The 20,277-nt window shown below is 42.0% G+C and carries 24 protein-coding genes; 15 read left to right on the top strand and 9 right to left on the bottom strand.

The annotated features are described in order from the left end of the window. The first annotated feature begins 2 nt into the window (after positions 1–2). The 4 genes from MF4640_RS05485 (at position 3) to MF4640_RS05470 (ending at position 3,290) form a co-directional block, all read left to right on the top strand. Positions 3–677, top strand: a complete 675-nt coding sequence (locus MF4640_RS05485) for a class I SAM-dependent methyltransferase (protein ID WP_078388942.1) — start codon at positions 3–5, stop codon at positions 675–677. A 53-nt stretch (positions 678–730) separates the two neighbouring features. Then, complete coding sequence (locus MF4640_RS05480; protein ID WP_078388941.1) at positions 731–1,528, top strand: thioesterase family protein; 798 nt, start codon at positions 731–733, stop codon at positions 1,526–1,528. A 90-nt stretch (positions 1,529–1,618) separates the two neighbouring features. Further along, positions 1,619–2,392 carry a Rossmann-like and DUF2520 domain-containing protein gene (locus MF4640_RS05475; protein ID WP_078388940.1) on the top strand — a complete coding sequence of 258 codons (774 nt, stop codon included), beginning with the start codon at positions 1,619–1,621 and terminating at the stop codon, positions 2,390–2,392. Positions 2,393–2,504: 112 nt separating this feature from the next. Continuing rightward, positions 2,505–3,290 (top strand): fatty acid desaturase family protein, encoded by a 786-nt coding sequence (locus MF4640_RS05470; RefSeq protein WP_078388939.1) that lies wholly within the window; start codon positions 2,505–2,507, stop codon positions 3,288–3,290. Positions 3,291–3,343: 53 nt separating this feature from the next. Here MF4640_RS05470 and trmB read toward each other — a convergent pair whose 3' ends face one another. After that, complete coding sequence (trmB, locus tag MF4640_RS05465; protein WP_005400603.1) at positions 3,344–4,060, bottom strand: tRNA (guanosine(46)-N7)-methyltransferase TrmB; 717 nt, start codon at positions 4,058–4,060, stop codon at positions 3,344–3,346. Between the two features lie 192 nt (positions 4,061–4,252). Between trmB and MF4640_RS05460 the strand changes: the two genes are divergently transcribed. After that, positions 4,253–6,706 (top strand): ExeM/NucH family extracellular endonuclease, encoded by a 2,454-nt coding sequence (locus MF4640_RS05460; RefSeq protein WP_171263856.1) that lies wholly within the window; start codon positions 4,253–4,255, stop codon positions 6,704–6,706. A gap of 66 nt (positions 6,707–6,772) precedes the next feature. On the opposite strand, the gene MF4640_RS05455 is transcribed toward MF4640_RS05460, so the two are convergent. Then, complete coding sequence (locus tag MF4640_RS05455; protein WP_078388937.1) at positions 6,773–8,215, bottom strand: SulP family inorganic anion transporter; 1,443 nt, start codon at positions 8,213–8,215, stop codon at positions 6,773–6,775. A gap of 218 nt (positions 8,216–8,433) precedes the next feature. Between MF4640_RS05455 and MF4640_RS05450 the strand changes: the two genes are divergently transcribed. From MF4640_RS05450 to MF4640_RS05440, 3 genes are all read left to right on the top strand, one after another. Continuing rightward, positions 8,434–9,045, top strand: coding sequence for a glutathione binding-like protein (locus MF4640_RS05450; protein ID WP_078388936.1), 612 nt, complete (start codon positions 8,434–8,436; stop codon positions 9,043–9,045). Positions 9,046–9,202: 157 nt separating this feature from the next. After that, positions 9,203–9,784 (top strand): NAD(P)H-dependent oxidoreductase, encoded by a 582-nt coding sequence (locus MF4640_RS05445; RefSeq protein ID WP_078388935.1) that lies wholly within the window; start codon positions 9,203–9,205, stop codon positions 9,782–9,784. 15 nt (positions 9,785–9,799) lie between these two features. Next, positions 9,800–10,111 carry a putative quinol monooxygenase gene (locus MF4640_RS05440; protein ID WP_078388934.1) on the top strand — a complete coding sequence of 104 codons (312 nt, stop codon included), beginning with the start codon at positions 9,800–9,802 and terminating at the stop codon, positions 10,109–10,111. Positions 10,112–10,151: 40 nt separating this feature from the next. Here the strand turns inward: MF4640_RS05440 and MF4640_RS05435 are convergent, their stop codons facing one another. From MF4640_RS05435 to MF4640_RS05410, 6 genes are all read right to left on the bottom strand, one after another. Next, positions 10,152–10,883 carry a hypothetical protein gene (locus MF4640_RS05435; protein ID WP_078388933.1) on the bottom strand — a complete coding sequence of 244 codons (732 nt, stop codon included), beginning with the start codon at positions 10,881–10,883 and terminating at the stop codon, positions 10,152–10,154. A 178-nt stretch (positions 10,884–11,061) separates the two neighbouring features. Then, positions 11,062–11,847 carry a thiazole synthase gene (locus MF4640_RS05430; RefSeq protein WP_078388932.1) on the bottom strand — a complete coding sequence of 262 codons (786 nt, stop codon included), beginning with the start codon at positions 11,845–11,847 and terminating at the stop codon, positions 11,062–11,064. Positions 11,848–11,859: 12 nt separating this feature from the next. After that, positions 11,860–12,057 carry a sulfur carrier protein ThiS gene (thiS, locus tag MF4640_RS05425; protein ID WP_078388931.1) on the bottom strand — a complete coding sequence of 66 codons (198 nt, stop codon included), beginning with the start codon at positions 12,055–12,057 and terminating at the stop codon, positions 11,860–11,862. 19 nt (positions 12,058–12,076) lie between these two features. Then, positions 12,077–12,442 carry a DUF423 domain-containing protein gene (locus MF4640_RS05420; RefSeq protein WP_078388930.1) on the bottom strand — a complete coding sequence of 122 codons (366 nt, stop codon included), beginning with the start codon at positions 12,440–12,442 and terminating at the stop codon, positions 12,077–12,079. Positions 12,443–12,571: 129 nt separating this feature from the next. Then, positions 12,572–13,441, bottom strand: a complete 870-nt coding sequence (gene rpoH / locus MF4640_RS05415; RefSeq protein ID WP_004982243.1) for an RNA polymerase sigma factor RpoH — start codon at positions 13,439–13,441, stop codon at positions 12,572–12,574. 138 nt (positions 13,442–13,579) lie between these two features. Beyond that, positions 13,580–13,813, bottom strand: coding sequence for a sulfurtransferase TusA family protein (locus MF4640_RS05410; protein ID WP_004696251.1), 234 nt, complete (start codon positions 13,811–13,813; stop codon positions 13,580–13,582). A 390-nt stretch (positions 13,814–14,203) separates the two neighbouring features. On the opposite strand from MF4640_RS05410, the gene MF4640_RS05405 reads away from it, so the two are divergent. Continuing rightward, positions 14,204–14,416, top strand: a complete 213-nt coding sequence (locus tag MF4640_RS05405; RefSeq protein ID WP_004648643.1) for a cold-shock protein — start codon at positions 14,204–14,206, stop codon at positions 14,414–14,416. A gap of 97 nt (positions 14,417–14,513) precedes the next feature. Next, positions 14,514–15,665, top strand: a complete 1,152-nt coding sequence (gene rhlB, locus MF4640_RS05400) for an ATP-dependent RNA helicase RhlB (RefSeq protein WP_005400612.1) — start codon at positions 14,514–14,516, stop codon at positions 15,663–15,665. A gap of 59 nt (positions 15,666–15,724) precedes the next feature. On the opposite strand, the gene MF4640_RS05395 is transcribed toward rhlB, so the two are convergent. Further along, positions 15,725–16,105 (bottom strand): hypothetical protein, encoded by a 381-nt coding sequence (locus MF4640_RS05395; protein ID WP_078388929.1) that lies wholly within the window; start codon positions 16,103–16,105, stop codon positions 15,725–15,727. Between the two features lie 232 nt (positions 16,106–16,337). On the opposite strand from MF4640_RS05395, the gene MF4640_RS05390 reads away from it, so the two are divergent. The 5 genes from MF4640_RS05390 to gspM all read left to right on the top strand — a co-directional run bounded on the left by MF4640_RS05390 (position 16,338) and on the right by gspM (position 20,216). Beyond that, entirely contained in the window at positions 16,338–16,913 is a 576-nt protein-coding gene (locus MF4640_RS05390) for a nitroreductase (protein WP_005400613.1), read from the top strand. A 23-nt stretch (positions 16,914–16,936) separates the two neighbouring features. After that, a complete protein-coding gene (locus MF4640_RS05385) occupies positions 16,937–18,010 on the top strand; it encodes an NAD(P)H-dependent glycerol-3-phosphate dehydrogenase (RefSeq protein ID WP_058869931.1) in 1,074 nt (357 codons plus the stop codon). 102 nt (positions 18,011–18,112) lie between these two features. After that, on the top strand, positions 18,113–18,568 hold the full coding sequence (gene sixA / locus MF4640_RS05380) for a phosphohistidine phosphatase SixA (RefSeq protein WP_078388928.1): 456 nt from the start codon (positions 18,113–18,115) through the stop codon (positions 18,566–18,568). A 29-nt stretch (positions 18,569–18,597) separates the two neighbouring features. Beyond that, the gene (gene gspL / locus MF4640_RS05375) at positions 18,598–19,737 is read left to right on the top strand and encodes a type II secretion system protein GspL (protein ID WP_078388927.1); all 1,140 of its coding nucleotides are present in this window, start codon (positions 18,598–18,600) and stop codon (positions 19,735–19,737) included. Further along, the gene (gspM, locus tag MF4640_RS05370; protein ID WP_078388926.1) at positions 19,737–20,216 is read left to right on the top strand and encodes a type II secretion system protein GspM; all 480 of its coding nucleotides are present in this window, start codon (positions 19,737–19,739) and stop codon (positions 20,214–20,216) included. The genes gspL and gspM overlap by 1 nt, the downstream gene beginning before the upstream one ends. Positions 20,217–20,277 lie beyond the last annotated feature (61 nt).

Genomic DNA, 20,277 nt, shown 5'->3' with positions numbered 1-20,277 from the left:
AAATGGCGAAAGACTTTCAGAGTCAAACTTTAGTGGATGGTTATGATCAACATATTCGTAAGCTCATTCCAGGATATGAGTTGGTTCATCTGCAAATTCAAGCCATTTTAAAAACACATTTACCAGAACATGCGCATGTATTGATTGTGGGATGTGGAACAGGTTATGAGCTTTCATATTTGTTGGCGCAGCATCCGGCGTGGAGTTTTACCGCTGTTGACCCATCTTTGACCATGATTGAAAAAGCGCAGCAGTTATTGAGCGAGACCCATAGTGATTTAACGCGGGTTCGCTTTGTGCATGGTGATACGACGACCTTACAGGAAAGTGCACAGTTTGATGCCGCTTTAGCCATATTGGTGGCGCATTTTATTCCACTTGAAGCAAAGCCATTCTTCTTTGCCGATATTTTACGCTGTCTTAAAACACAAGCTATTTTACTGAGCTATGACCTGATGCGTTCCAGTGATGACACTGAACTCAAGGTTTTACAAACCTTATGTCAGAGCAATGGTTTGACGGTGGTACAGAGTGAAAAAATGATTGAGCGCCTGCAACAAGATTTTTATTTGGTTTCGGCCAACCAGATGCGAGAGCTTCTGACTAAAGTTGGATTTCATGAAGTACGAACTTATAGTCAACTGTTGAATTATTATGGTTTTTTTGTAAAAAAGTAAGAGCCAATAGCAGTGAAAAGATACATTTTAAGGATAAGAATGAAGGAATACACATGGCAGCCTATTATCAACTTTTAAATCGTGAACAGCACAGTGATGGGAGCTGTACGGCGTCTTATCTTTCCAATATTCATGCACAAGGCGCATGGAACCCGCATGAACAGCATATGGCACCTGCAACAGGGGTTTTGTGTGCAGAGTTAGAGCAGTTTCAACCACGCGATGAGATGCGCATTGGACGCGTGAGTTTAGATATTTTTGGACTGATCGCTTTTGGTGAGTTTACCGTGCATACCCGTGTCATTCGTGCTGGAAAAACCATTGAACTGATCGAGGCGGAAATGAAAGCAAACGGGAAGACTTGTATTGTGGCCCGTGCTTGGAAAATGATGAAGCAAGATACCAGTGCAATTGCAGGGCTGGAAGATCAACCGATTGTAGATCCTGAAACTTTGCCAGTATGGGATGGGATGAAATGTTGGCCGGGTGGTTATATCCAGAGTATTGAGACACGTGCGGCAGAAGGGCACCGTGCGGGTAAAGGCATTGTCTGGTTACATAATGATTTGGACATGGTGGAAGCTCAGGAAACATCAAGTTTTGTGCGCTTATTGGGGATGGTGGATACAGCCAACGGTATTGTGCCACGTCAAAATCCAGCATCTGGATGGGGCTTTCCCAATTTAGACCTACAACTGCATTTATACCGTTTACCCCAAGGGAAATGGTTAGGTTTGGAAGCGACTCAGCAATATGGTGATGATGGTATCGGTTTAACTAGTGCGGTTTTGCACGATGAGCAAGGGCCATTTGGTCGTAGTGAACAGATTTTGACCCTGCGTAAGTTTTAGTTGGTCAGTGTCAATTTAATAAAAAAGGATGAATTGCTTCATCCTTTTTTTATTGGCATGCTGTAGGCACTTTAAAATAGTGAAATGAAGATGCGGATCAGTTTAATTGGAGCGGGGCGGGTGGCTCATCATTTGGCTAAAGCCCTGATGTCTCAGCATGAAATCGTCAATATTCATAACCGAAGCTTCGACAAAGCTGCGGATTTAGCACAAGTCGTACATGCAAAGGCGGTCAGTCATTTTAAGCAGTTAAATACTGATGTGGATTTGGTGATGATTGCAGTAAGTGATCAGTCTATTCCGAGTGTGATTTCGGCCTTGACTGAATATCTGCCGAATGTGTTGATTGTACATACTTCGGGGAGTACAGCGCTTTCAGTTTTGTCTACGCAACATGCACGTGCAGGAGTTTTTTATCCCTTACAGACCTTTAGCTTAGAACGTGAAATTGATTGGTCAAATACACCGTTGTTTGTAGAAGCTACTGAAAATATGGATCTTCAAAGACTACATACACTGGCAGAAAGCCTGAGCCAACGGGTGTATAGTTATAGCTCTGCACAGCGTCTAAGTTTGCATTTAGCGGCTGTTTTTGCCTGTAATTTTAGTAATTATTGTTATGACATGGCAAAACAAGTGGTGGATGCAGAGCAGGTCGATTTTAGTCTGTTATACCCCTTGATCTTAGAAACCGCACAGAAAGCGACACAGAATGACCCGAAGCAGATGCAAACTGGCCCTGCGATGCGTCAGGATCAGAATATTCTACAGATGCATCAACAGATGCTCGCGCAAGCTCAACGAGCGGATCTTGCTGAAGTGTATGCCTTAATGAGTCAGCAGATCAGTCAACGTCACAGTTAGCATTTAAAATAATAAACAAAGAACAAGCAAAGCCACTGAAAACGTGGCTTTTTTTATGCCCTAAGATTCGGTACAGTGTTACTTAAAATAAATATAAACAAATAGAGGGCGTATGCGTTCACATTCATTATTAGAACAAGTGCAGTGGAAAGATCTTGTTCAGTTAGGCCGTACCGATGTGATCAGTGAGTTATTTATCTCTTTGCCGTGGTTGATTGTCTCATTCATTTTTGCAAGTTTACAGTGGTATGTATTGGCGCTGTTTTGCTCGTTTATGTTTTTCTTAACAGGGCTCAGACAGGTGCATAACGCTTTTCATTTTGCCTTAGGCATTGGCCGACCTGCGACCCATTGGGTTATGTTTGTTTTGAGCATCGTTATGCTCGGTTCGATGCATGCGGTACAAATTAATCACCTCCGCCACCATCAGCACTGTATGCAGGATGAGGATATTGAGGCGAAAAGTGCAACCATGAAGTGGTGGCAAGCTTTACTTTTTGGCCCTGTTTTTCCATGGATGTTGCATAAAAAAGCCTTTGAGGTTGGGACTAAAACCCAGAAAAAATGGATGTCTGCTGAGCTGGTTGCCAACGTCATTGTATTGTTTTTGGTTTTTATGGTCTTGGATATCAGTATTTTAAAATACCATGTCAGTGCCATGTTGATTGGGCAATGTATGACGGCATTTTTTGCAGTGTGGACGGTGCATCATGATACGGAAGATCATGTCTATATGGCGCGTACTGTGCGTAATGAGTTTAAACGGATCGTGACCTACAACATGTTTTATCATGTGGAGCATCATTTGTTTCCCGCAGTGCCGACACGACGTTTACATATTTTGGCAAAACGTTTGGATGAACATGATCCAACGGTTGAAATTCGGCATGTGTTTTAAAACATCGGCCATAAAAATAGGGCTCTAGGCCCTATTTTTATGAGATCTAAAATTTATTTAATTTTCTTAAATAAGAAGTCGTTGATCTTATGACCTTCTTCGAGTCCACGACGTTCAAATTTAGTTTGTGGACGCCAGTCTGGACGTGGGTAGCTGTTGCCTTTTCCTGCCATATTTTCAAGATTTGGACGGTTATCGAGTACATCAATCATCCATTCTGCATATGGTTCCCAGTCTGTCGCTGCGTGGAATGTGCCACCCATTTCTAACTTTTGCTCAACCAGTGGCATACGGTCATGGGATACGAAGCGACGTTTGAAGTGACGTTTTTTCTGCCATGGGTCTGGGAAGTACAGTTGCACAGCATTGATGCTGTTGTCTGGCATTTCACGTAAGACTTGAATGGCATCTGCATCTAAAAGACGAAGATTGGTTAAGCCTGCAATTCCAGCTTCATACACACATTGCGCGATCCCTGGAACATGCACTTCAATCCCGACATAGTTACGTTCAGGGTTGGCCTGCGCCATCAAGACCAATGAACGTCCCATACCAAAGCCAATTTCAACCGTGAGCGGGCGCTCTGGATGTTCAAACTGTTGGCGTAGGTCACCTACAGGGTATTCCAAAATCATGTGACCATATTGTTCAAGCGCAGTGCGTTGCGAGGTGTTCAGCGGAGATGAACGACGCATAAATGTCACAATTTCGCGGTGTTCATTTAAGTTGTCTAGCTCGACGACTTGCTGGTCTAATTGATCATTCGTCATAATTTTGGCAGATGTAGAAATTCGAAAGCGGTATTGTAAGTCCTGAGCAGGACAAGTCAAATTTTTTACTCAGAATTTATTAAATTCAGCACCACCATGTTTGCGCAGCCTAGAAATTGTCATTATTTATTAATCATGATGTAACGAATAAAAATTAACCTGCCATCTGATTTAACCAATTGATAAAAAATGATGAAGAATTTTAAGCCACAGATATTAAGCCTGAGCCTGATTTTGGCGGGTTGTTCCTTTCCTGCGTATGCGCAGCTATTGTTTAGTCAGTATGTAGATGGAAGCAAAAATAAGAAAGGATTGGAAATTTATAATCCAGATCCGACGACAGTCAACTTGGCAGAATATCAGATCAAGCAATACGCAAATGGCGAGACCAGTGCAAATTTGACAGTGAGTTTGACAGGTCAATTGGCGGCAAAGGGGCATTATTTGGTCGGGCATTCTGCTTTAAAAGAAGCTCTAGGCGATGCGGTGCAACAGCAGGCGAACTTAGCTTTCAATGGTGACGACACTTTGGTGCTTTATCATAATGGCGTTGCGATTGACCGCTTTGGTACAGTGGGCGAAAGACCAAGCACTGGATGGGGTAGTGTTGCAACAGCGAATAGTTTTAAACGCACATTATTAAGCAATAATGTTTCTAGTAGGGGGATTGATGTTACCGCGCCGTTTGATTTGGCATCGGCATGGGAAAAATGGTCAGACCGAAATGCATTTTCCAGTTATCTTGCTGGAAATACAGCACCCTCCCTAACCGCTGTGAGCTGTAGTACGACAGCTACCCCAATTGCGACATTGCAAAGTGCAGCGCAAGATGAGGAATATGTGGTGAAAGGCGTAATTACGGCTGATTATCGTTATAGCAATGGTTTCTCAGGTTTCTTTGTACAAACATCAGATGTTCAAGCCCAAGCCAATACCAGTAATGCGGTGTTTGTCTATGTTCCCTCTTCAAGTAGCGTGACAGGTGGGCAAGTCGGGCAGGAAGTCATTTTCAAAGGCAAATTGAAAACCTATCAAAACCAATTACAGCTTCAAGATTTAAGCAGCGATATTAATGTCTGTAATCCTTCGGCGAGTGACTTGGTTAAACCAATGGCGATCAATTTGCCTTTTGATAATTTGACTGAAACTTCAGGCCATGCACCAAAACGCTATCAAGGCATGTTGGTCAATATTCCTCAAACCCTAACGGTCAGTGAAAACTATGACTATGGACGTTATGGTCAGTTGGCTTTAAGCCCCGCGCGTTTATATATCCCAACCAATTTATATCCTGCCCATTCAACGGAAGCCAAAGCGCTGGCACAACAGAATTTACGTTCTAAACTTATTTTGGATGATGGCTATAACAATCAGAACAGAACGCCGTGGTTGCCAAGTGCTTTTAGTGCTAAAAATACCCTACGTACAGGTGCACAACTGCAAAACGTACAAGGCATTTTAGAATACCGCTATAACCAATGGCGAATTCAACCTGTGCTTGGTGCAACAGCGCCACAAGTCTTAGACGCGACAAACCCACGTGCAAGCGTTCCAGCAAAGGCTACACAACAAGTTCGTGTTGCAGCATTTAATGTACTGAATTATGACAATGGTTTGGCACAAGGTTTTCCTACGGAACGTGGTGCAAGTTCCGAAGCTGAGTTTAAAAAGCAGCATCAGAAAATTGTCAGTGCATTAAAAGCGATTGATGCGGATGTCTATGGTCTGATGGAAATTGCCAACAATGGTTATGGCGAGCGTAGTGCAGTTGCTTATTTAGCCCAAGCTCTGGGGAGTGACTGGAAATATGTAACGCCTCCGAATGCTGACAAACTTGGAACTGATGCGATTGCTGTTGCCATTATTTATAATGCCAAGCGGGTCAAACCAATCAATGTTGCAGCGGTCTTTGATGACCAGAGCCAGAAAAACAGAGTCACGATGGCACAGACCTTTCAAGCCTTATCAGGTGGGAAGACTTTTACGGTTATTCCGAACCATTTGAAGTCTAAAGGTAGCTGTCCAGATGATAAAATTTCGATAGAGGCAGATCAGGGCGATGGTCAAGGTTGCTGGAATCCAACCCGCGTTAAAGCGGTACAAGCGTTAATGCAATGGGTCGCGAAAAATCCAACACAGGTAAGTAAACCGAATGTCTTACTGTTGGGGGATATGAACAGTTATGCCAAAGAAGATCCAATTCTGGCGCTTGAACAAGCCAACTATAAAGTATTGTTGAATGATGAAAAAATTGGTCAGGGGAAAGCAGCTTATAGCTATGTTTTCGGCGTAGCCAGTAATACCCAAGGTTATGGTGGTGCAGGCAATTTAGACCATGCGATTGCTGATGCAGCACTTTATCCTTTGGTGAAAAAAGCATTTGCATGGCATATCAATGCAGATGAACCGACGGCACTAGACTATAACGAAGAATATAAAACTGAGGAGCAAATTGCTGCATTCTATGCGGACGATGCTTACCGCTCTTCTGACCATGACCCCGTGATTGTGGATTTAGACTTAAACGATGCAGTGGTTAACGATGAGGATAAAACCAGTGCGGGAAGTACAGGGTTGTGGTCTGCATTAGGGTTAATTGGTTTGGCCTTGTATGGCAGTTTAAGACGTCGCAAGAATCAGTCTTAACTTGCTTTATGGATAATAATAAAAGGGCGTCATCGCCCTTTTAATTTGTTTATGATTTGAAACCTTTTATGAGCTGATACGGTCAATGAGGGTAGTGCTGGCTTCATTTAAGCCTAACACCTCGACCACAACACCTTGGGCTTCAAACTTTTCAACTACAGCATTTAACATTTGGACTGAAGTCATATCCCAAATATGTGCATTACTGAGTTCAATTTCAACCTTCTGAATATGTTCATTAAAGTCAAAAAACTGAAAGAATTTCTCTGAACTACTAAAGAAAATTTGACCGCTTACCAGATAGCGACGGGTATGGTTATGCAGTTCAGACTGAACATGAACCGTACTTTCCAGTTTATTGATGAAAAATAATGCGGACAGTAAAACTCCGACAAAGACACCCAAGGCAAGATTATGTGTGGCTAAGACAATCATCACGACACTCAGCATAACCATATTACTTTGTAGCGGGTGTTTAGCGATGTTTTTAACTGAGTCCCATTGGAAGGTTGTAAATGCCACCATGATCATAATGGCAACCAAAGCTGCCATTGGAATATAGGACAGCCAGTCTTTAAAAAACACCACCAAACACAGTAAAAACACACCTGCCACTAAGGTTGAAAGTCGAGTACGTGCACCTGATTGGACATTAATCACAGACTGTCCAATCATGGCACAGCCTGCCATACCGCCCATAAAACCACTCACAATATTGGCCATGCCTTGTCCACGACATTCTTGGTGACGGTCGCCTTCGGTGCCTGTAACTTCATTGACTACCGTGGTGGTCATCATGCTCTCAAGCAGGCCCACGGTTGCCAGTGTGATGGAGTAAGGAAAAACAATCTGGAGCGTTTCAAAGTTCAGTGGAATATCAGGCAGTAAAAAAATAGGTAAAGTATCGGGAAAATGACCTAAGTCACTGACCATACGCATATCCGCACCTAAAAACAGCGCCAAAGTGGTGAGAACAATAATACAAATCAGAGGCGAGGGGATCGCTTTACCTATTTTAGGAATATAAGGGAATAGGTAAATGACAGCGAGGCCAAGGGCTACAAAGACATAACCCATACTGTCCATTCGGTTTAATTCGGGCAGTTGTGCCACAAAAATCAATATCGCCAATGCATTTAAAAAGCCATAGACCACGGACTGTGAAACAAAGCGCATCAGTTTAGCGACTTTAAAATAACCCGCTATGATCTGAATCACACCAGTGAGAATGGTTGCTGCCAGTAAATACTGTAGGCCATGCTCTTTGACCAGCGTGATCATGAGTAGTGCCATCGCGCCTGTTGCTGCTGAAATCATGGCTGGACGGCCGCCAAAAAAAGCAATGCTCACTGCGATACAAAAGGAGGCATACAGTCCAACTTGAGGGTCGACACCTGCAATGGCTGAAAAAGCAATAGATTCGGGTATGAGTGCAAGTCCGACAACTAATCCTGCCAGAACATCGGTACGAATGTTAGAAAACCATTCATCTTTTTTTAGGCTAATCACAGATCAAATTCATTTTAGAGTCAAGGGGGCTATGGTAAAACAACTCTGTTGCAAATTGCAGTGTTGTTACACTTGAAAAAAAATGTAAATTAGACAATATTCAAAAGGTAGACCAAAATTTTTCGTTTACGCTTTTTTGCAATTTACAGGTTTTGATCACTTGAAAGTTTGTTAGAAGCCATTTAAAACAGAGAATAGAGTTATAACAAGGATCAGATATGAAGCTTTATTATGCACCGGGTGCGTGTTCACTTGCGGCGCACATTATCCTCAATGAAATTAATGTTGACTTTGATTTAGTCCGAGTAGATTTAAAAACACATAAAACAGAAAAAGGTGCTGATTATTACGAAATTAATCCAAAAGGATATGTACCCGCTTTAGAGATTAATCCAGGTTTGATTCTGACTGAAAATGTAGCCATTTTGCCATTTTTAGCACAACATGATCCAAAACAAGATCTTATTCCGCCATCGGGTTTGGGGCGTGCCAAAGTTTTAGAATGGTTAGGTTATTTAAACTCTGAATTGCACGATGCTTATGCCGTTTTCTTTGGTGCGCCATTAGATGCTGCTGCCAAAGAAAAAGCCTATGCAGAGATTGATCGTTTACTCAGTTACATCGACAAACAAATTGGTGAATCGGATCATGACTATTTGGTCGATGATAATTTTGGCCCCGCAGATGCATATTTATTTGTCCTCACCAATTGGTCAAATGGCATCGAACATGACTTATCACCGTATAAAAATATTATCTTTATCCGTAATAAAGTGGCTGAACGTCAGTCAGTACAAATTGCAATGCGAGATGAAGGTCTAATTCCTTAATTTTGATGCATTGAAGAAGCGCCGAAAGGCGCTTTTTTTTATACTTTAAAGTTTATTGTTGATATTTAGTCAACAATATTTTGCAAATTCACTACTTTTTAGCGCAGAACAGAGTCTCTATAGTGCCTACATAGATTTTGGCTTTTAGGCTCTTCCCATGAAAAATATTTTATTAATTAACGGCGCAAAAACCTTTGCACACTCGAATGGTCAGTTAAACGATATCTTAACTGAACTTGCACAAGAGGTCTTGTCAGGCTTAGGACATCAGGTTCAAGTGACACGCGCTGACAGTGAATATGATGCAAAAGTTGAAGTGGAAAAATTTCTGTGGGCAGACACCGTGATTTACCAAATGCCGGGTTGGTGGATGGGTGCGCCGTGGACTGTGAAAAAGTATATTGATGATGTCTTTACCGAAGGGCATGGCAGTCTGTATGCCAATGATGGTCGCTCACGTTCGGATGCTTCAAAAAAGTATGGTTCAGGCGGTCTGATTCACGATAAAAACTATATGCTGTCGTTGACATGGAATGCACCGATGGATGCATTTAACGACGCTGAACAATTTTTTCATGGGGTTGGGGTCGACGGGGTTTATTTACCTTTTCACAAAGCCAATCAATTTTTAGGGATGCAAACCTTACCGACTTTTATTGTCAATGATGTGATTAAAGCACCTGAAGTTGAAGCCTATATGGCACAGTACCGTGAGCATTTGACGCAAGTTTTTGCTTAATTGGGAGATGTGAGTATGTTAACTGTCATTGCTGAAATTATTTGTCATTCAGAGCAAGATTTTAAAGCGGTTCTTGATTCATTCAACAACATCCGTGAGCAAGTATTACAAGAGCCCGGTTGCCATCTCTATGATGTGCATATCGACCATCCTGCTGTTGAGAGTACATTACAAACCAAAGTACCGTTTTCAATCATGATGTATGAAAAATGGGAAAGCATGCAGCATTTAGAAACACATATGCACAGTATCAATATGCAGCAACATGCTCAAGCAACTGAAGGTGCAGTTGCTCATGTACAAATTCGTATTTTAGAAGCGCAATAAGCTACGTATACGAGTTTGACAGCGCTTTTCTTCGCTCTGTTTATTTAAACTCCAGTGCTTCATTAAACTGAACCTGTTCGAGTTTCAATGCGTAGCGCTGTTTGAGTGTTGTCCATTGAACTTTGACAGGTTGTGTTGTTTCAGCAAACTCATTTTCACCTGTCGTACTTTTTACTTTACCTGTCATAAAGTTGATACTTCGCGCCGTGATGTCGCCTGATGCACGGTGGAAATCGTTGACATCATAACCAATCAGTTTAAATGCACGGTCTTGGTATCGGAAGGTATACGTGTGATTGGTCACATACCACGAACCACAGCTTAACCAGTAGTGCAGATGAACTTTGAGCACGCCTTTTTGAATACTTAATGCTTCAGTCTCACCGAGTGGATCAGCGAGGCAAGGGGACTCTATATCGCCTTCTGTCGGCAAAGTAGTATTAGTCGCCACAAGTTGATAACCATGCATTTGCTTCAATAAAACCAAAAGCTTTCGTTCATTGATATTGAGGACATCACTCCCTAAGCGATCATTTTTAACAAAATGTTCAGGATTGGTGTCTTCAATAATCAGGGTAATATCCGCTTGACCATCTTGGTTTAAATCGCCTTGGACTTTTTCTAAAATCTTCCAGTTTTTTGGCACAAAAGATTGGTAGCTTGTTTTGAGAGTCGGTTTTTCCTCTACTTTGGCCCAAGCATTGCTTGTGAGTGTTATGAAAAATAGGGTGTTGAGTATGAGTGTTGGTCTGATCCATTTTTGAATGGGCATCGTTTCCTCTCATTTTTATATGGTTATCGATGTTAATAAATAAAGATGGTTGAGTGTATCAAAGCGTGTGGCGAAATGTCCCTACAACCTAGGTCATCATAAAGTGTTGTCCTAGTGTTGAAATAAATAAAAAAGGACTCCGAAGAATCCTTTTTATCGCTTAAAACAGATTAAGAGATTATTTAAAGAAATAACCTGTTTCTGGTGAGCTTGCGTTGGCCATACGTTTGCGAGGCATACGGCCTGCGAGAAATGCTTCTCGACCCGCTTCAACTGCTTTTTTCATAGCAGAAGCCATTAAAATTGGTTGCTGAGCGGCAGCAATCGCGGTATTCATCAACACGCCATCACAGCCGAGTTCCATGGCAATGGCTGCATCGCTTGCCGTTCCCACACCAGCATCTACTAATACAGGGACTTTGGCATTTTCTTTAATAATAGAAATCGTGTGTGGATTTAAAATTCCTAAACCAGAGCCAATCAAACTACCTAAAGGCATGATGGCAACGCAGCCCATGCTTTCAAGTTCTTGTGCCACAATTGGGTCATCCGAGGTATAGACCATGATTTCAAAACCATCGTCAATCAAGGTACGTGCCGCTTTTAATGTTTCGGTAATGTTTGGATATAGCGTTTTTTCATCGCCCAATACTTCAAGCTTGACCAAGTTATGACCGTCTAATAATTCACGCGCCAACATACAGGTACGCACGGCACTATTGGCATCAAAGCAGCCTGCTGTATTTGGGAGAATGGTATATTTTTCAGGTGGGACCACGGACAATAAGTTTGGTTGATCAGGATGCTGACCAATATTGACCCGACGAATCGCAACCGTCACGATTTCTGCGCCACTGGTTTGAATGGCCAAATCGGTTTCTTGCAGGTCTTTATATTTACCTGTGCCCACCAGTAGACGAGATTGAAATGATCTAGAACCAATGATGAGAGGGCTGTCTTGCATGTGAACTCCGTATTAACCGCCACCGACGGCATGAATAATTTCAATTCGATCCATTGCACAAATTGGGGTGTGTTCCAATTTACTTTTACTAATAATATTTTCATTTTGCTCAACAGCAAAACGTTTGCCTTCAAGTGCAAAGGTTTGCACCAACTCAAGCAGGGTTTTACATTCGGTATGCTGTAGTTCACCGTTTAAATAAATCTGCATCGTGCTCATCTCTAGTTATTTACTTGGCATATTTCATGGCATTCCATGCCAAAACCAACCAACCTGCAATCATCAATGCCCCACCAATCGGGGTAATCGCACCTAGGCCACGCGGTAAGCCCAATGCCATGACATACAGGGAACCACAGAAAAAGAAGATGCCAACTTGAATCAGTAAAAAGCTGGTTTTGATGGGAAGTTGGGGAATAACTTTGGCCAAAATGCCAAGCGCCAGTAAACCAAGTGCATGGTAAATAAAGTAATCAGTTGCAGTTTGCCACCAAGCCAATTGGGCTTCAGTAGCACGTGCTTTGAGACCATGTGCGCCAAAGGCACCTAATATAACGGCAAACGCTAAATTCAGCGCTGAAATCGCAATCCACATATGCAATGCTTTACTTATATCACTGTGCGCAACAAAGTAGCATATTTTGAAGAAAGGTTAAAAGACAAAAAGCCTCATTTATTAGTAAAAAGAAAAGGGCATTTCGCCCTTTTCTGTATTGGTATCATCTTAGTTCGATGACATCGCCACTTTAATTTTTTCCATGGCATTTTTTTCAAGCTGACGAATGCGTTCTGCTGAAACATTATATTCAGCAGCCAGTTCGTGCAGTGTTGATTTTTCATCATCTAACCAACGGCGCTGTAAAATATTACGCGAACGGTCATCAAGTTGTTCCATCGCATCATGCAAAGCATTGGTGCTCTGTTCTTCGTAATCTTCTTCTTCAGCCAAACGCGCTGGGTCGTAGCGGTTATCTTCAAGATAGAGCGCAGGTGCAACATGGGTTGAACCTTCATCGTCATCATCACCCTGAGCTTCAAACGCTGCATCATAAGCAGTTAAACGACCTTCCATTTCCAACACTTGTTCAGGTGTTACATTGAGGTCATTTGCAATCGATTGAGCTTCTTTTAGAGTGAGCTTTTTAGACGATTTTTTTAGACTACGTAAATTAAAGAACAGTTTACGTTGTGCTTTAGTTGTCGCAATTTTGACAATACGCCAGTTACGAATCACATATTCGTGAATTTCTGCTTTAATCCAATGCACCGCAAAAGAGACCAAGCGTACGCCCATGTTTGGGTCGAAGCGTTTAACGGCTTTCATTAAGCCCAAGTTACCTTCTTGAATGAGGTCACCTTGAGGTAAGCCGTAGCCTGCATAACTGCGGGCAATATGAACCACAAAACGTAGATGCGACATGACTAGAAGTTTAGCGGCATCGAGGTCTTGGTCATAATAGTAGCGTTCAGCTAGCTCTTTTTCTTGTTCCGCTGTCAAAATCGGGATTTGGTTGACAGTACTAATATAAGCGCCCAAGTTTACACCTGGTGCCGATAATGACAGGGGCATCAATTGATTGCTGCTGTCACTCATGTGTTCTCCTTAGGGATTTCATTTTTACCCAACAATTGAATTTATCTTAATCCAATCTTCCACTGAATAATGGAAAATTGGGTATAGAAATGTAAACTTTTATGCAAATGTGAATAGACTTAGTGTAATTGAAAAGAATTAAGATTCAATGAAGTAGTGAAATTCATGCTCATTAATTTGTTTCAAAACGCAAGTTAAATGATGAATTTCGCAATAACGCGTGATATCGATCTGACTGTGTGGATCAGACGATTTTAATAGAAAATGCTGCGCTGGACTCTTTTTAAGTGCGCGTTTAAGCAACAACAGAGGCATAGGACATGGTTGCCCCATTGCATCAATAATGTTGGTATTTTGTTCGATATCACTCATATAGCTAAGGCAGGCTTCACAACATTTAGGTGGGTAGAAATATTAGCAAATTCAGTGCTAAAACCCAAATATTTCATGTGTTATAGGTCTATAGTCGCTATATCTAAAATTACAAATAACTAGTTAAAAAATATGCTGAATTAAAAAGACGATTAATCAAAAAAAGGGTATGAATTGTTTTTAACCCATGTTAAGCTCGTCGCGTACTGGGATTTAACACAACCATAAATTGTTTTAAATCCTATTTTACAAATGGATGTAACCGGGATTTTGTTAATAGTTATACAGAATGATTACAAGCTTAGAAATAATAAATATTTTTAAACCTTGTTTGGTCTGCTGTTTGCAACACCGGGTGGTCCTTCTTTTAGATACAATGAGGATTAACTTATGACAGCTCGTGAACAAGGCGTAGTTAAATGGTTCAACGACACTAAAGGCTTCGGCTTTATCCAACGCAATGGCGGTGACGATGTATTCGTTCACTTCCGTGCAATCCAAGGCGACGGCCACCGTTCACTACGTGACGGCCAACGCGTTGAATTCAGCGTTGTAAAAGGTCAAAAAGGCTTCCAAGCTGAAGAAGTACAACCTTTAGACTAATTGTCTGAACGTACTTTAAAACGCCCCAATGTAAATTGGGGCGTTTTTGTTTATACTACAGATCAATTTTCGTGATTTTTCGTCAGAGCGCACTTATATGTCATCAGGTTTTGAAACCTTAAATTTACATCCTCAACTTAAACGAGCTATTGATGCTTTAGGTTTTAAGGATATGACGCCTATTCAGCAAAAGGTTTTAAAATTCACTTTGGCGGGACACGATGCAATTGGTCGTGCGCAGACAGGGACAGGTAAAACAGCGGCATTTTTGGTGAGCGTGATTAACGACTTGCTGAATAACCCAATTCAAGAGCAGCGCTACCGCGGTGAACCTCGTGCCTTGATTTTAGCACCGACCCGAGAGCTTGCATTGCAAATTGAAAGCGATGCGAAAGAACTCACAAAATTCTCAGATTTACATGTCGTGACGCTTTTAGGCGGCGTTGACTTTGATAAACAAAAAGCGCAACTCGATAAAAAACCTGTCGATATTATGGTGGCGACGCCAGGTCGTCTGATTGACTTTGTTGAGCAAAAAGAAGTTTGGCTCGACCAGATTGAGTTTTTGGTGATTGATGAAGCCGATCGCTTATTGGATATGGGCTTTATTCCTTCAGTCAAACGCATTGTTCGTTTCTCACCGCGTAAGGAACAACGTCAGACTCTGATGTTCTCTGCAACGTTTAGTTACGATGTTTTAAACCTTGCGCAGCAATGGCTGTTTGAACCTGTAACTGTTGAAATTGAGCCAGAGAAGAAGACCAATGCAGACGTTGAACAACGGGTGTACATGGTCGCAAAGTCTGATAAATATAAATTGCTACAAGACATTCTGCGTGATGAGCCCATTGAAAAAGTGATGATTTTCGCAAATCGTCGCGATCAAGTGCGTAAGCTCTATGACAACTTAAAGCGTGATGGCTATAAAGTGGTGATGTTGTCAGGTGAAATTGCACAAGACAAACGTCTGAAAATGCTAGACCAATTTAAAAATGGTCAACATAACATCATGATTGCAACAGATGTTGCGGGTCGTGGTATCCATGTGGATGGTGTATCACATGTTGTGAATTTTACGTTACCTGAACAGTCGGATGACTACGTACACCGTATTGGTCGTACAGGTCGTGCGGGTACACGTGGTGTAAGTATTAGTTTCTTATCTGAAGATGATGCGTTCTATCTACCCGAAATTGAAAAAGCCATTGGGCAAAAACTACCACTGACACGTTTAGAGGGCTATTGCTAATCATTTGACGTGATTGGTGTAAAAAAACCGCTCAGATGAGCGGTTTTTTTATGGCATCTTTATTTTGCTTTACAAGAAAAAGTCAGGACGGTTTGATAGTCACTGTCTTGGTTAATGCCTGAGTTTGTACCCGAAATAGAACCCAATACAGAAGCGGCTGCTTGGATCATTTTTCCAGTTTCATCGCTCACGACACCCTTTAAAGCACCTTGATATTCGGTTTTTTCATCACTCACAATCGCCGTCGCTTTAGAGCCACACGTTTTAGCTGCTGCTTCAATCGCGTTGTTTTTTGCAATCAATGCAGTTTTCCCAATACCCGTAACTTCGTATTGATTGTCAGCTTTTTGGATCGCCAAAGAGTTGCTTGGTGTCGATGCACAAGCGCTTAGAAGTAGTGTTAGTGCTGCTGCTCCAGCAATAGCGATATTCTTTTTCATTTCATACCCCAGTCATGTTTTATTAGATCATTGTTTATTGGAACATAGCTTGTAGGATGAATCATGTAAGAAATGTATGAAAAATGCAGTCTTATCGAACAGTTTGAAAAGTGCTCAGAATTTTAAAATTAGTTTTGCCGAAACTGGGTATTTCATACTGAAGCCCTAGAGCAAACTTTTCAGAGTGTGCTACTCTAAAACGTATTGTTTAATTTGAAAGATTAAGAGTCTAATGACGGAACTCGCGGTAGATATCGTTCACCAGAATATGCATCAACGTCAATCGATTGGCCATTTGGTCGAGCCTGCTCCCAATGCAGAACAATTAGAGCGGGCATTTCAAGCCGCATTGACTGCACCAGATCATCATCGTTTAAAGCCGACACGTTTTATCGTAATTGCTGAAGATCAACGTGAGGCATTTGGTGAGTTATTGTCACAAGCCTTGGCTGATTTGGGCGAAACGGAATCAGCACAGTTAGAGCGTGTTAAAAATCATCCTTTTCGTGCCCCATTACTGGTTTTGGCACTGACTAAATTTCAATCGCATCCGAAAGTCCCTAATTTTGAGCAGACTTTAAGTAGTGGCGCTGCTATTCAGAATTTTATTTTGTCCTTACAAGCTCAAGGTTTTTCGAGTATGTGGCGTAGTGGGGCAGTGGTGGAATCGGTGCATTTCAAACAGGTTTTAGGCCTCAGTGCAGATGATTTGATCTCAGGTATTTTATATATTGGTACGGCAGTTAAAGCGATTCCGCCACGTGCTGAAATTCAAACCCAAGATTATGTAAGTTATTGGAATCAATAGTTCCATTTTAGGATATAAAAATAATGTCAGAGTTAAAGTTTTCAGATTTGGTTGAACCTGTAGCAGTAGATCAAAAAACGGCACTACGTATTACAGTTTTGGGTGGTGGTAGTTTTGGGACGGCCATGGCGAATACCGCGGTTCGTAATGGCTGCGATACCATGATTTGGATTCGTGATGAAGCCGTTGCAGCTGATATCAATGCAACGCATATAAATAAACGCTATTTGCCCGATTTTAAACTTGAAGATGGTTTACGTGCAGTTTCAAATATAGAAGAGGCTGTTCGTGATCGCGACATTATTTTGGTGGCGATTCCGAGTCATTCTTTCCGTGATGTCCTTAAACAAATTAAACCGTTTATTACTTCGCAAGCAGTGGTGTCTTTGACCAAGGGTATTGAAGCGAATACTTTTAGTTTTATGAGTGATATTATTCGCTCAGAGCTACCAGAAGTGCCTTATGGCGTGTTATCTGGGCCAAACTTGGCCAAGGAAATTGTGGCAGGACAACCAGCGGGAACAGTCATAGCAAGCCAGTCTGACTTAGTGCGTTACGCTGTACAACAAGCTTTGCATAGTGCCTTGTTCCGTGTTTTCGCCAGCGATGACGTGCATGGTGTAGAACTTGGCGGTGCGCTTAAAAACATTTATGCGGTTGCGATGGGAATGGCTGCTGCATACAAAGTCGGTGAAAATACGAAGAGTATGATTTTGACTCGTGCTTTGGCGGAAATGAGTCGTTTTGCTGTGAAGTTAGGAGCAAATCCACTGACCTTCTTAGGTTTGTCTGGTGTCGGTGATTTATTTGCAACGTGTAGCAGTCCACTGAGTCGCAACTATCAAGTCGGTTTTGCACTGGGTCAAGGCAAGAGCTTGGAACAGGCGACCACTGAATTGGGACAAACAGCAGAAGGCATTAACACCATTGTACAAGTCAAAGCACGTTCTGAAGAGCTAGATGTGTATATGCCGATTACCAGTGCGTTATACAGTGTCATTTTTGAAAATGCGCCACCAATGACAATTGCATTATCCTTAATGAAAAATGGACACCGCAGTGATGTGGAGTTTGTTTTGCCACATCATGAGGTTTAAAGTCGCTTAAAAACCGGAATAAAATGAGCGTTTAAGTGGGTAGAATGACTGAATTGTCATAAAAATTAATTAAAATAATCAGGATTTGAATAAGGATTTTTTATGCAACTGACTTTGGTACGTCATGGCGAAGCTGCGCCACCGATCATGGGGAATGACACTAAACGCCCACTCACCGAACGTGGGCATGCACAGACGGAGCAAACTGCTGACTTTTTAAAGTCACGGATCCAACCTGATGTCTTTGTAGTTAGCCCATTGCTGCGTGCACAAGAAACATTGGCACACGTTAGACAGCATTTTGCGGATGTGCCTGTTGTAATTTGCAATACTATTAAGCCAGATGATGATGCAAAAGCGGCTGTGGAATGGTTATCACATTTGCCGTATGAGTCTATTGTGGTGGTGTGCCATATGAATGTGGTGGCATATATGGCCTCGATTTTGGTGACGGAATCTTTTAATCCTTATGCTTTGGCTGAAGCGCGGATTTATGAGCAAGCAGTTATAGCGGAAGGCTTGTCGACACAAACAAAAGCATTTATACCTAGCATATAAAAACCAATTAAAACGGCAGAATATAATACATGTTGCAAATTTGGATGCCCGAAGCCGATGGAACATGGCACTGGTCTATAGGGGAAAGATGGCAATCTGCTCATACACTTGAGCAATTGATCCAAGATATACAAGCGCATCATGGTGAGGAAGCAACTGCTTTCTTTCCAAGTCGTGATGTGCAAATTATTCAGCAAAAAATGCCTAAGGCCCAATACAAGCAGTTGGGGGCTGAAGGTGTGAAGTATTTACTCGAAGAATATGTATTGAGCTCAATCGATCAGATGAAAGTATTACATCACTTTCAAGCGCCTGAGCAACTCACTGTTTTGGGTATTTCAAAGCATCGTTTAGAGACTTTGCAGCATGCCTTGAGCTTGATTCCTGTGAAGCTGGTCAGTCTATTGCCTGATTTTCTGATTTTGCCTGTGCCTGACGCAGAACAGGTAATCTTGGGTTATATTGAAGAACGACTCCTGTTTCGCTCTAATACTTGGTTGGGCGGATCAATTGATGATCTTGCTGTATTTTTAGATTATCAAGCCGTCAACCAAAAATATAAAATTTGTAACTTGAGTGCTTCGCACATGCATAGCTTAAACGCCAGTGTGACGCAGGAGCAGCTTGAGTCTTTCCATTATGAATGGACGGCATTGCCAAGAGCAAAACAACATCCATGGAATCTTTTGCCGAAGGTGAAAGAGCAACATGTTTCAACGGGCTATTGGAAAGCCTGTATGGCGGTATTGGCTGCATTGATTGTGACCCAACTGACCTACGATGCGACCCGTTGGTATCAAAATAAAAAGCTTGCAGAGCAAGTGGCTGTTCAGGCGGTCGATCAATTTAAATATTGGTTTGGTGCGAACTATCCTGTGACCGAGCAAACCCTGCGAAGCCAGTTTGAATATCAACTGAAGATGAATAAACAAGTGGATGCGCAAGCTTTGTCTTTATTGAGTCGCGTTGGGCCTGTGCTCATGCAACAGCAAATTGTGGCGAATCAGGTGGTGTATGAAGCAAATAGCTTAAATATGCAACTTAAAGCCAATTCGGCAGAGGCTTTACAGACACTCACTCAGCAACTTAATCAACAAGGTTTTCAGGTTGAATTAGGCAATATTCAGCCGACCACGGGTGGGGCAATTGGAATGGTGAAAATACAATAATGAAAGCCATGCAAAATTTACAAACTGTTTTGGATCAGCGTTTAGAGCTGATCAGTGCTTATTTTGATCGTCTTACACCGCGCGACCGTATATTGGCTATTTTCTTGGTTATTTTCGTCTTGGTGAGCTCGATAGGGGCTGCACTTTGGTATACCCATGCTGCGGCAGAGAAACAGCAAAAACGCGTGAACCAGCTCAAAGAAACCATGGCATGGATGCAGAGCAATGCAGTCACCATGAAATCGAGCTCAGATGGACAACTGACTCCGATGGAGCAGATCCAACGTATTGCACAGCAGCAAGGTTTGTCGGTTGCTTCGCAGCAGAATGCTGAACAAATTCAGTTGGTGGTAAGCCACGCAAACTATGTGGTGTTGGCCAACTTTTTGACCCAACTGACGCAAAATGGTTTGAGTATTGAAAAAATGGAGTTGGTCTCAGATGCAGGGCAGATTAAATTATCGGCTAGCGTTAAATAATCGCTAAAAATAAAGCCAGACGAAGCATGGTGTTTTAGCTAGGCTATGCCTATAATATGGC

Source organism: Acinetobacter sp. MF4640 (assembly GCF_002018895.1).
Lineage (GTDB): Bacteria > Pseudomonadota > Gammaproteobacteria > Pseudomonadales > Moraxellaceae > Acinetobacter > Acinetobacter johnsonii.
Note: the sequence above shows the minus strand (reverse complement) of the source record. Positions and strands in the feature narration are given on the sequence as shown.

Excerpts from the sequence above, each read along its gene's own strand:
- MF4640_RS05485 (WP_078388942.1), top strand. The coding sequence starts at position 3 with ATGGCGAAAGACTTTCAGAGTCAAACTTTAGTGGATGGTTATGATCAA.
- MF4640_RS05430 (WP_078388932.1), bottom strand. The coding sequence starts at position 11,847 with ATGCAAGACAGCCCTCTCATCATTGGTTCTAGATCATTTCAATCTCGT.
- MF4640_RS05480 (WP_078388941.1), top strand. The coding sequence starts at position 731 with ATGGCAGCCTATTATCAACTTTTAAATCGTGAACAGCACAGTGATGGG.
- MF4640_RS05435 (WP_078388933.1), bottom strand. The coding sequence starts at position 10,883 with ATGCCCATTCAAAAATGGATCAGACCAACACTCATACTCAACACCCTA.
- MF4640_RS05460 (WP_171263856.1), top strand. The coding sequence starts at position 4,253 with ATGAAGAATTTTAAGCCACAGATATTAAGCCTGAGCCTGATTTTGGCG.
- MF4640_RS05450 (WP_078388936.1), top strand. The coding sequence starts at position 8,434 with ATGAAGCTTTATTATGCACCGGGTGCGTGTTCACTTGCGGCGCACATT.
- sixA (WP_078388928.1), top strand. The coding sequence starts at position 18,113 with ATGCAACTGACTTTGGTACGTCATGGCGAAGCTGCGCCACCGATCATG.
- rpoH (WP_004982243.1), bottom strand. The coding sequence starts at position 13,441 with ATGAGTGACAGCAGCAATCAATTGATGCCCCTGTCATTATCGGCACCA.
- MF4640_RS05470 (WP_078388939.1), top strand. The coding sequence starts at position 2,505 with ATGCGTTCACATTCATTATTAGAACAAGTGCAGTGGAAAGATCTTGTT.
- MF4640_RS05395 (WP_078388929.1), bottom strand. The coding sequence starts at position 16,105 with ATGAAAAAGAATATCGCTATTGCTGGAGCAGCAGCACTAACACTACTT.
- gspL (WP_078388927.1), top strand. The coding sequence starts at position 18,598 with ATGTTGCAAATTTGGATGCCCGAAGCCGATGGAACATGGCACTGGTCT.
- MF4640_RS05405 (WP_004648643.1), top strand. The coding sequence starts at position 14,204 with ATGACAGCTCGTGAACAAGGCGTAGTTAAATGGTTCAACGACACTAAA.
- thiS (WP_078388931.1), bottom strand. The coding sequence starts at position 12,057 with ATGCAGATTTATTTAAACGGTGAACTACAGCATACCGAATGTAAAACC.
- MF4640_RS05385 (WP_058869931.1), top strand. The coding sequence starts at position 16,937 with ATGTCAGAGTTAAAGTTTTCAGATTTGGTTGAACCTGTAGCAGTAGAT.
- MF4640_RS05440 (WP_078388934.1), top strand. The coding sequence starts at position 9,800 with ATGTTAACTGTCATTGCTGAAATTATTTGTCATTCAGAGCAAGATTTT.
- rhlB (WP_005400612.1), top strand. The coding sequence starts at position 14,514 with ATGTCATCAGGTTTTGAAACCTTAAATTTACATCCTCAACTTAAACGA.
- MF4640_RS05475 (WP_078388940.1), top strand. The coding sequence starts at position 1,619 with ATGCGGATCAGTTTAATTGGAGCGGGGCGGGTGGCTCATCATTTGGCT.
- trmB (WP_005400603.1), bottom strand. The coding sequence starts at position 4,060 with ATGACGAATGATCAATTAGACCAGCAAGTCGTCGAGCTAGACAACTTA.
- MF4640_RS05410 (WP_004696251.1), bottom strand. The coding sequence starts at position 13,813 with ATGAGTGATATCGAACAAAATACCAACATTATTGATGCAATGGGGCAA.
- gspM (WP_078388926.1), top strand. The coding sequence starts at position 19,737 with ATGAAAGCCATGCAAAATTTACAAACTGTTTTGGATCAGCGTTTAGAG.
- MF4640_RS05420 (WP_078388930.1), bottom strand. The coding sequence starts at position 12,442 with ATGTGGATTGCGATTTCAGCGCTGAATTTAGCGTTTGCCGTTATATTA.
- MF4640_RS05445 (WP_078388935.1), top strand. The coding sequence starts at position 9,203 with ATGAAAAATATTTTATTAATTAACGGCGCAAAAACCTTTGCACACTCG.
- MF4640_RS05390 (WP_005400613.1), top strand. The coding sequence starts at position 16,338 with ATGACGGAACTCGCGGTAGATATCGTTCACCAGAATATGCATCAACGT.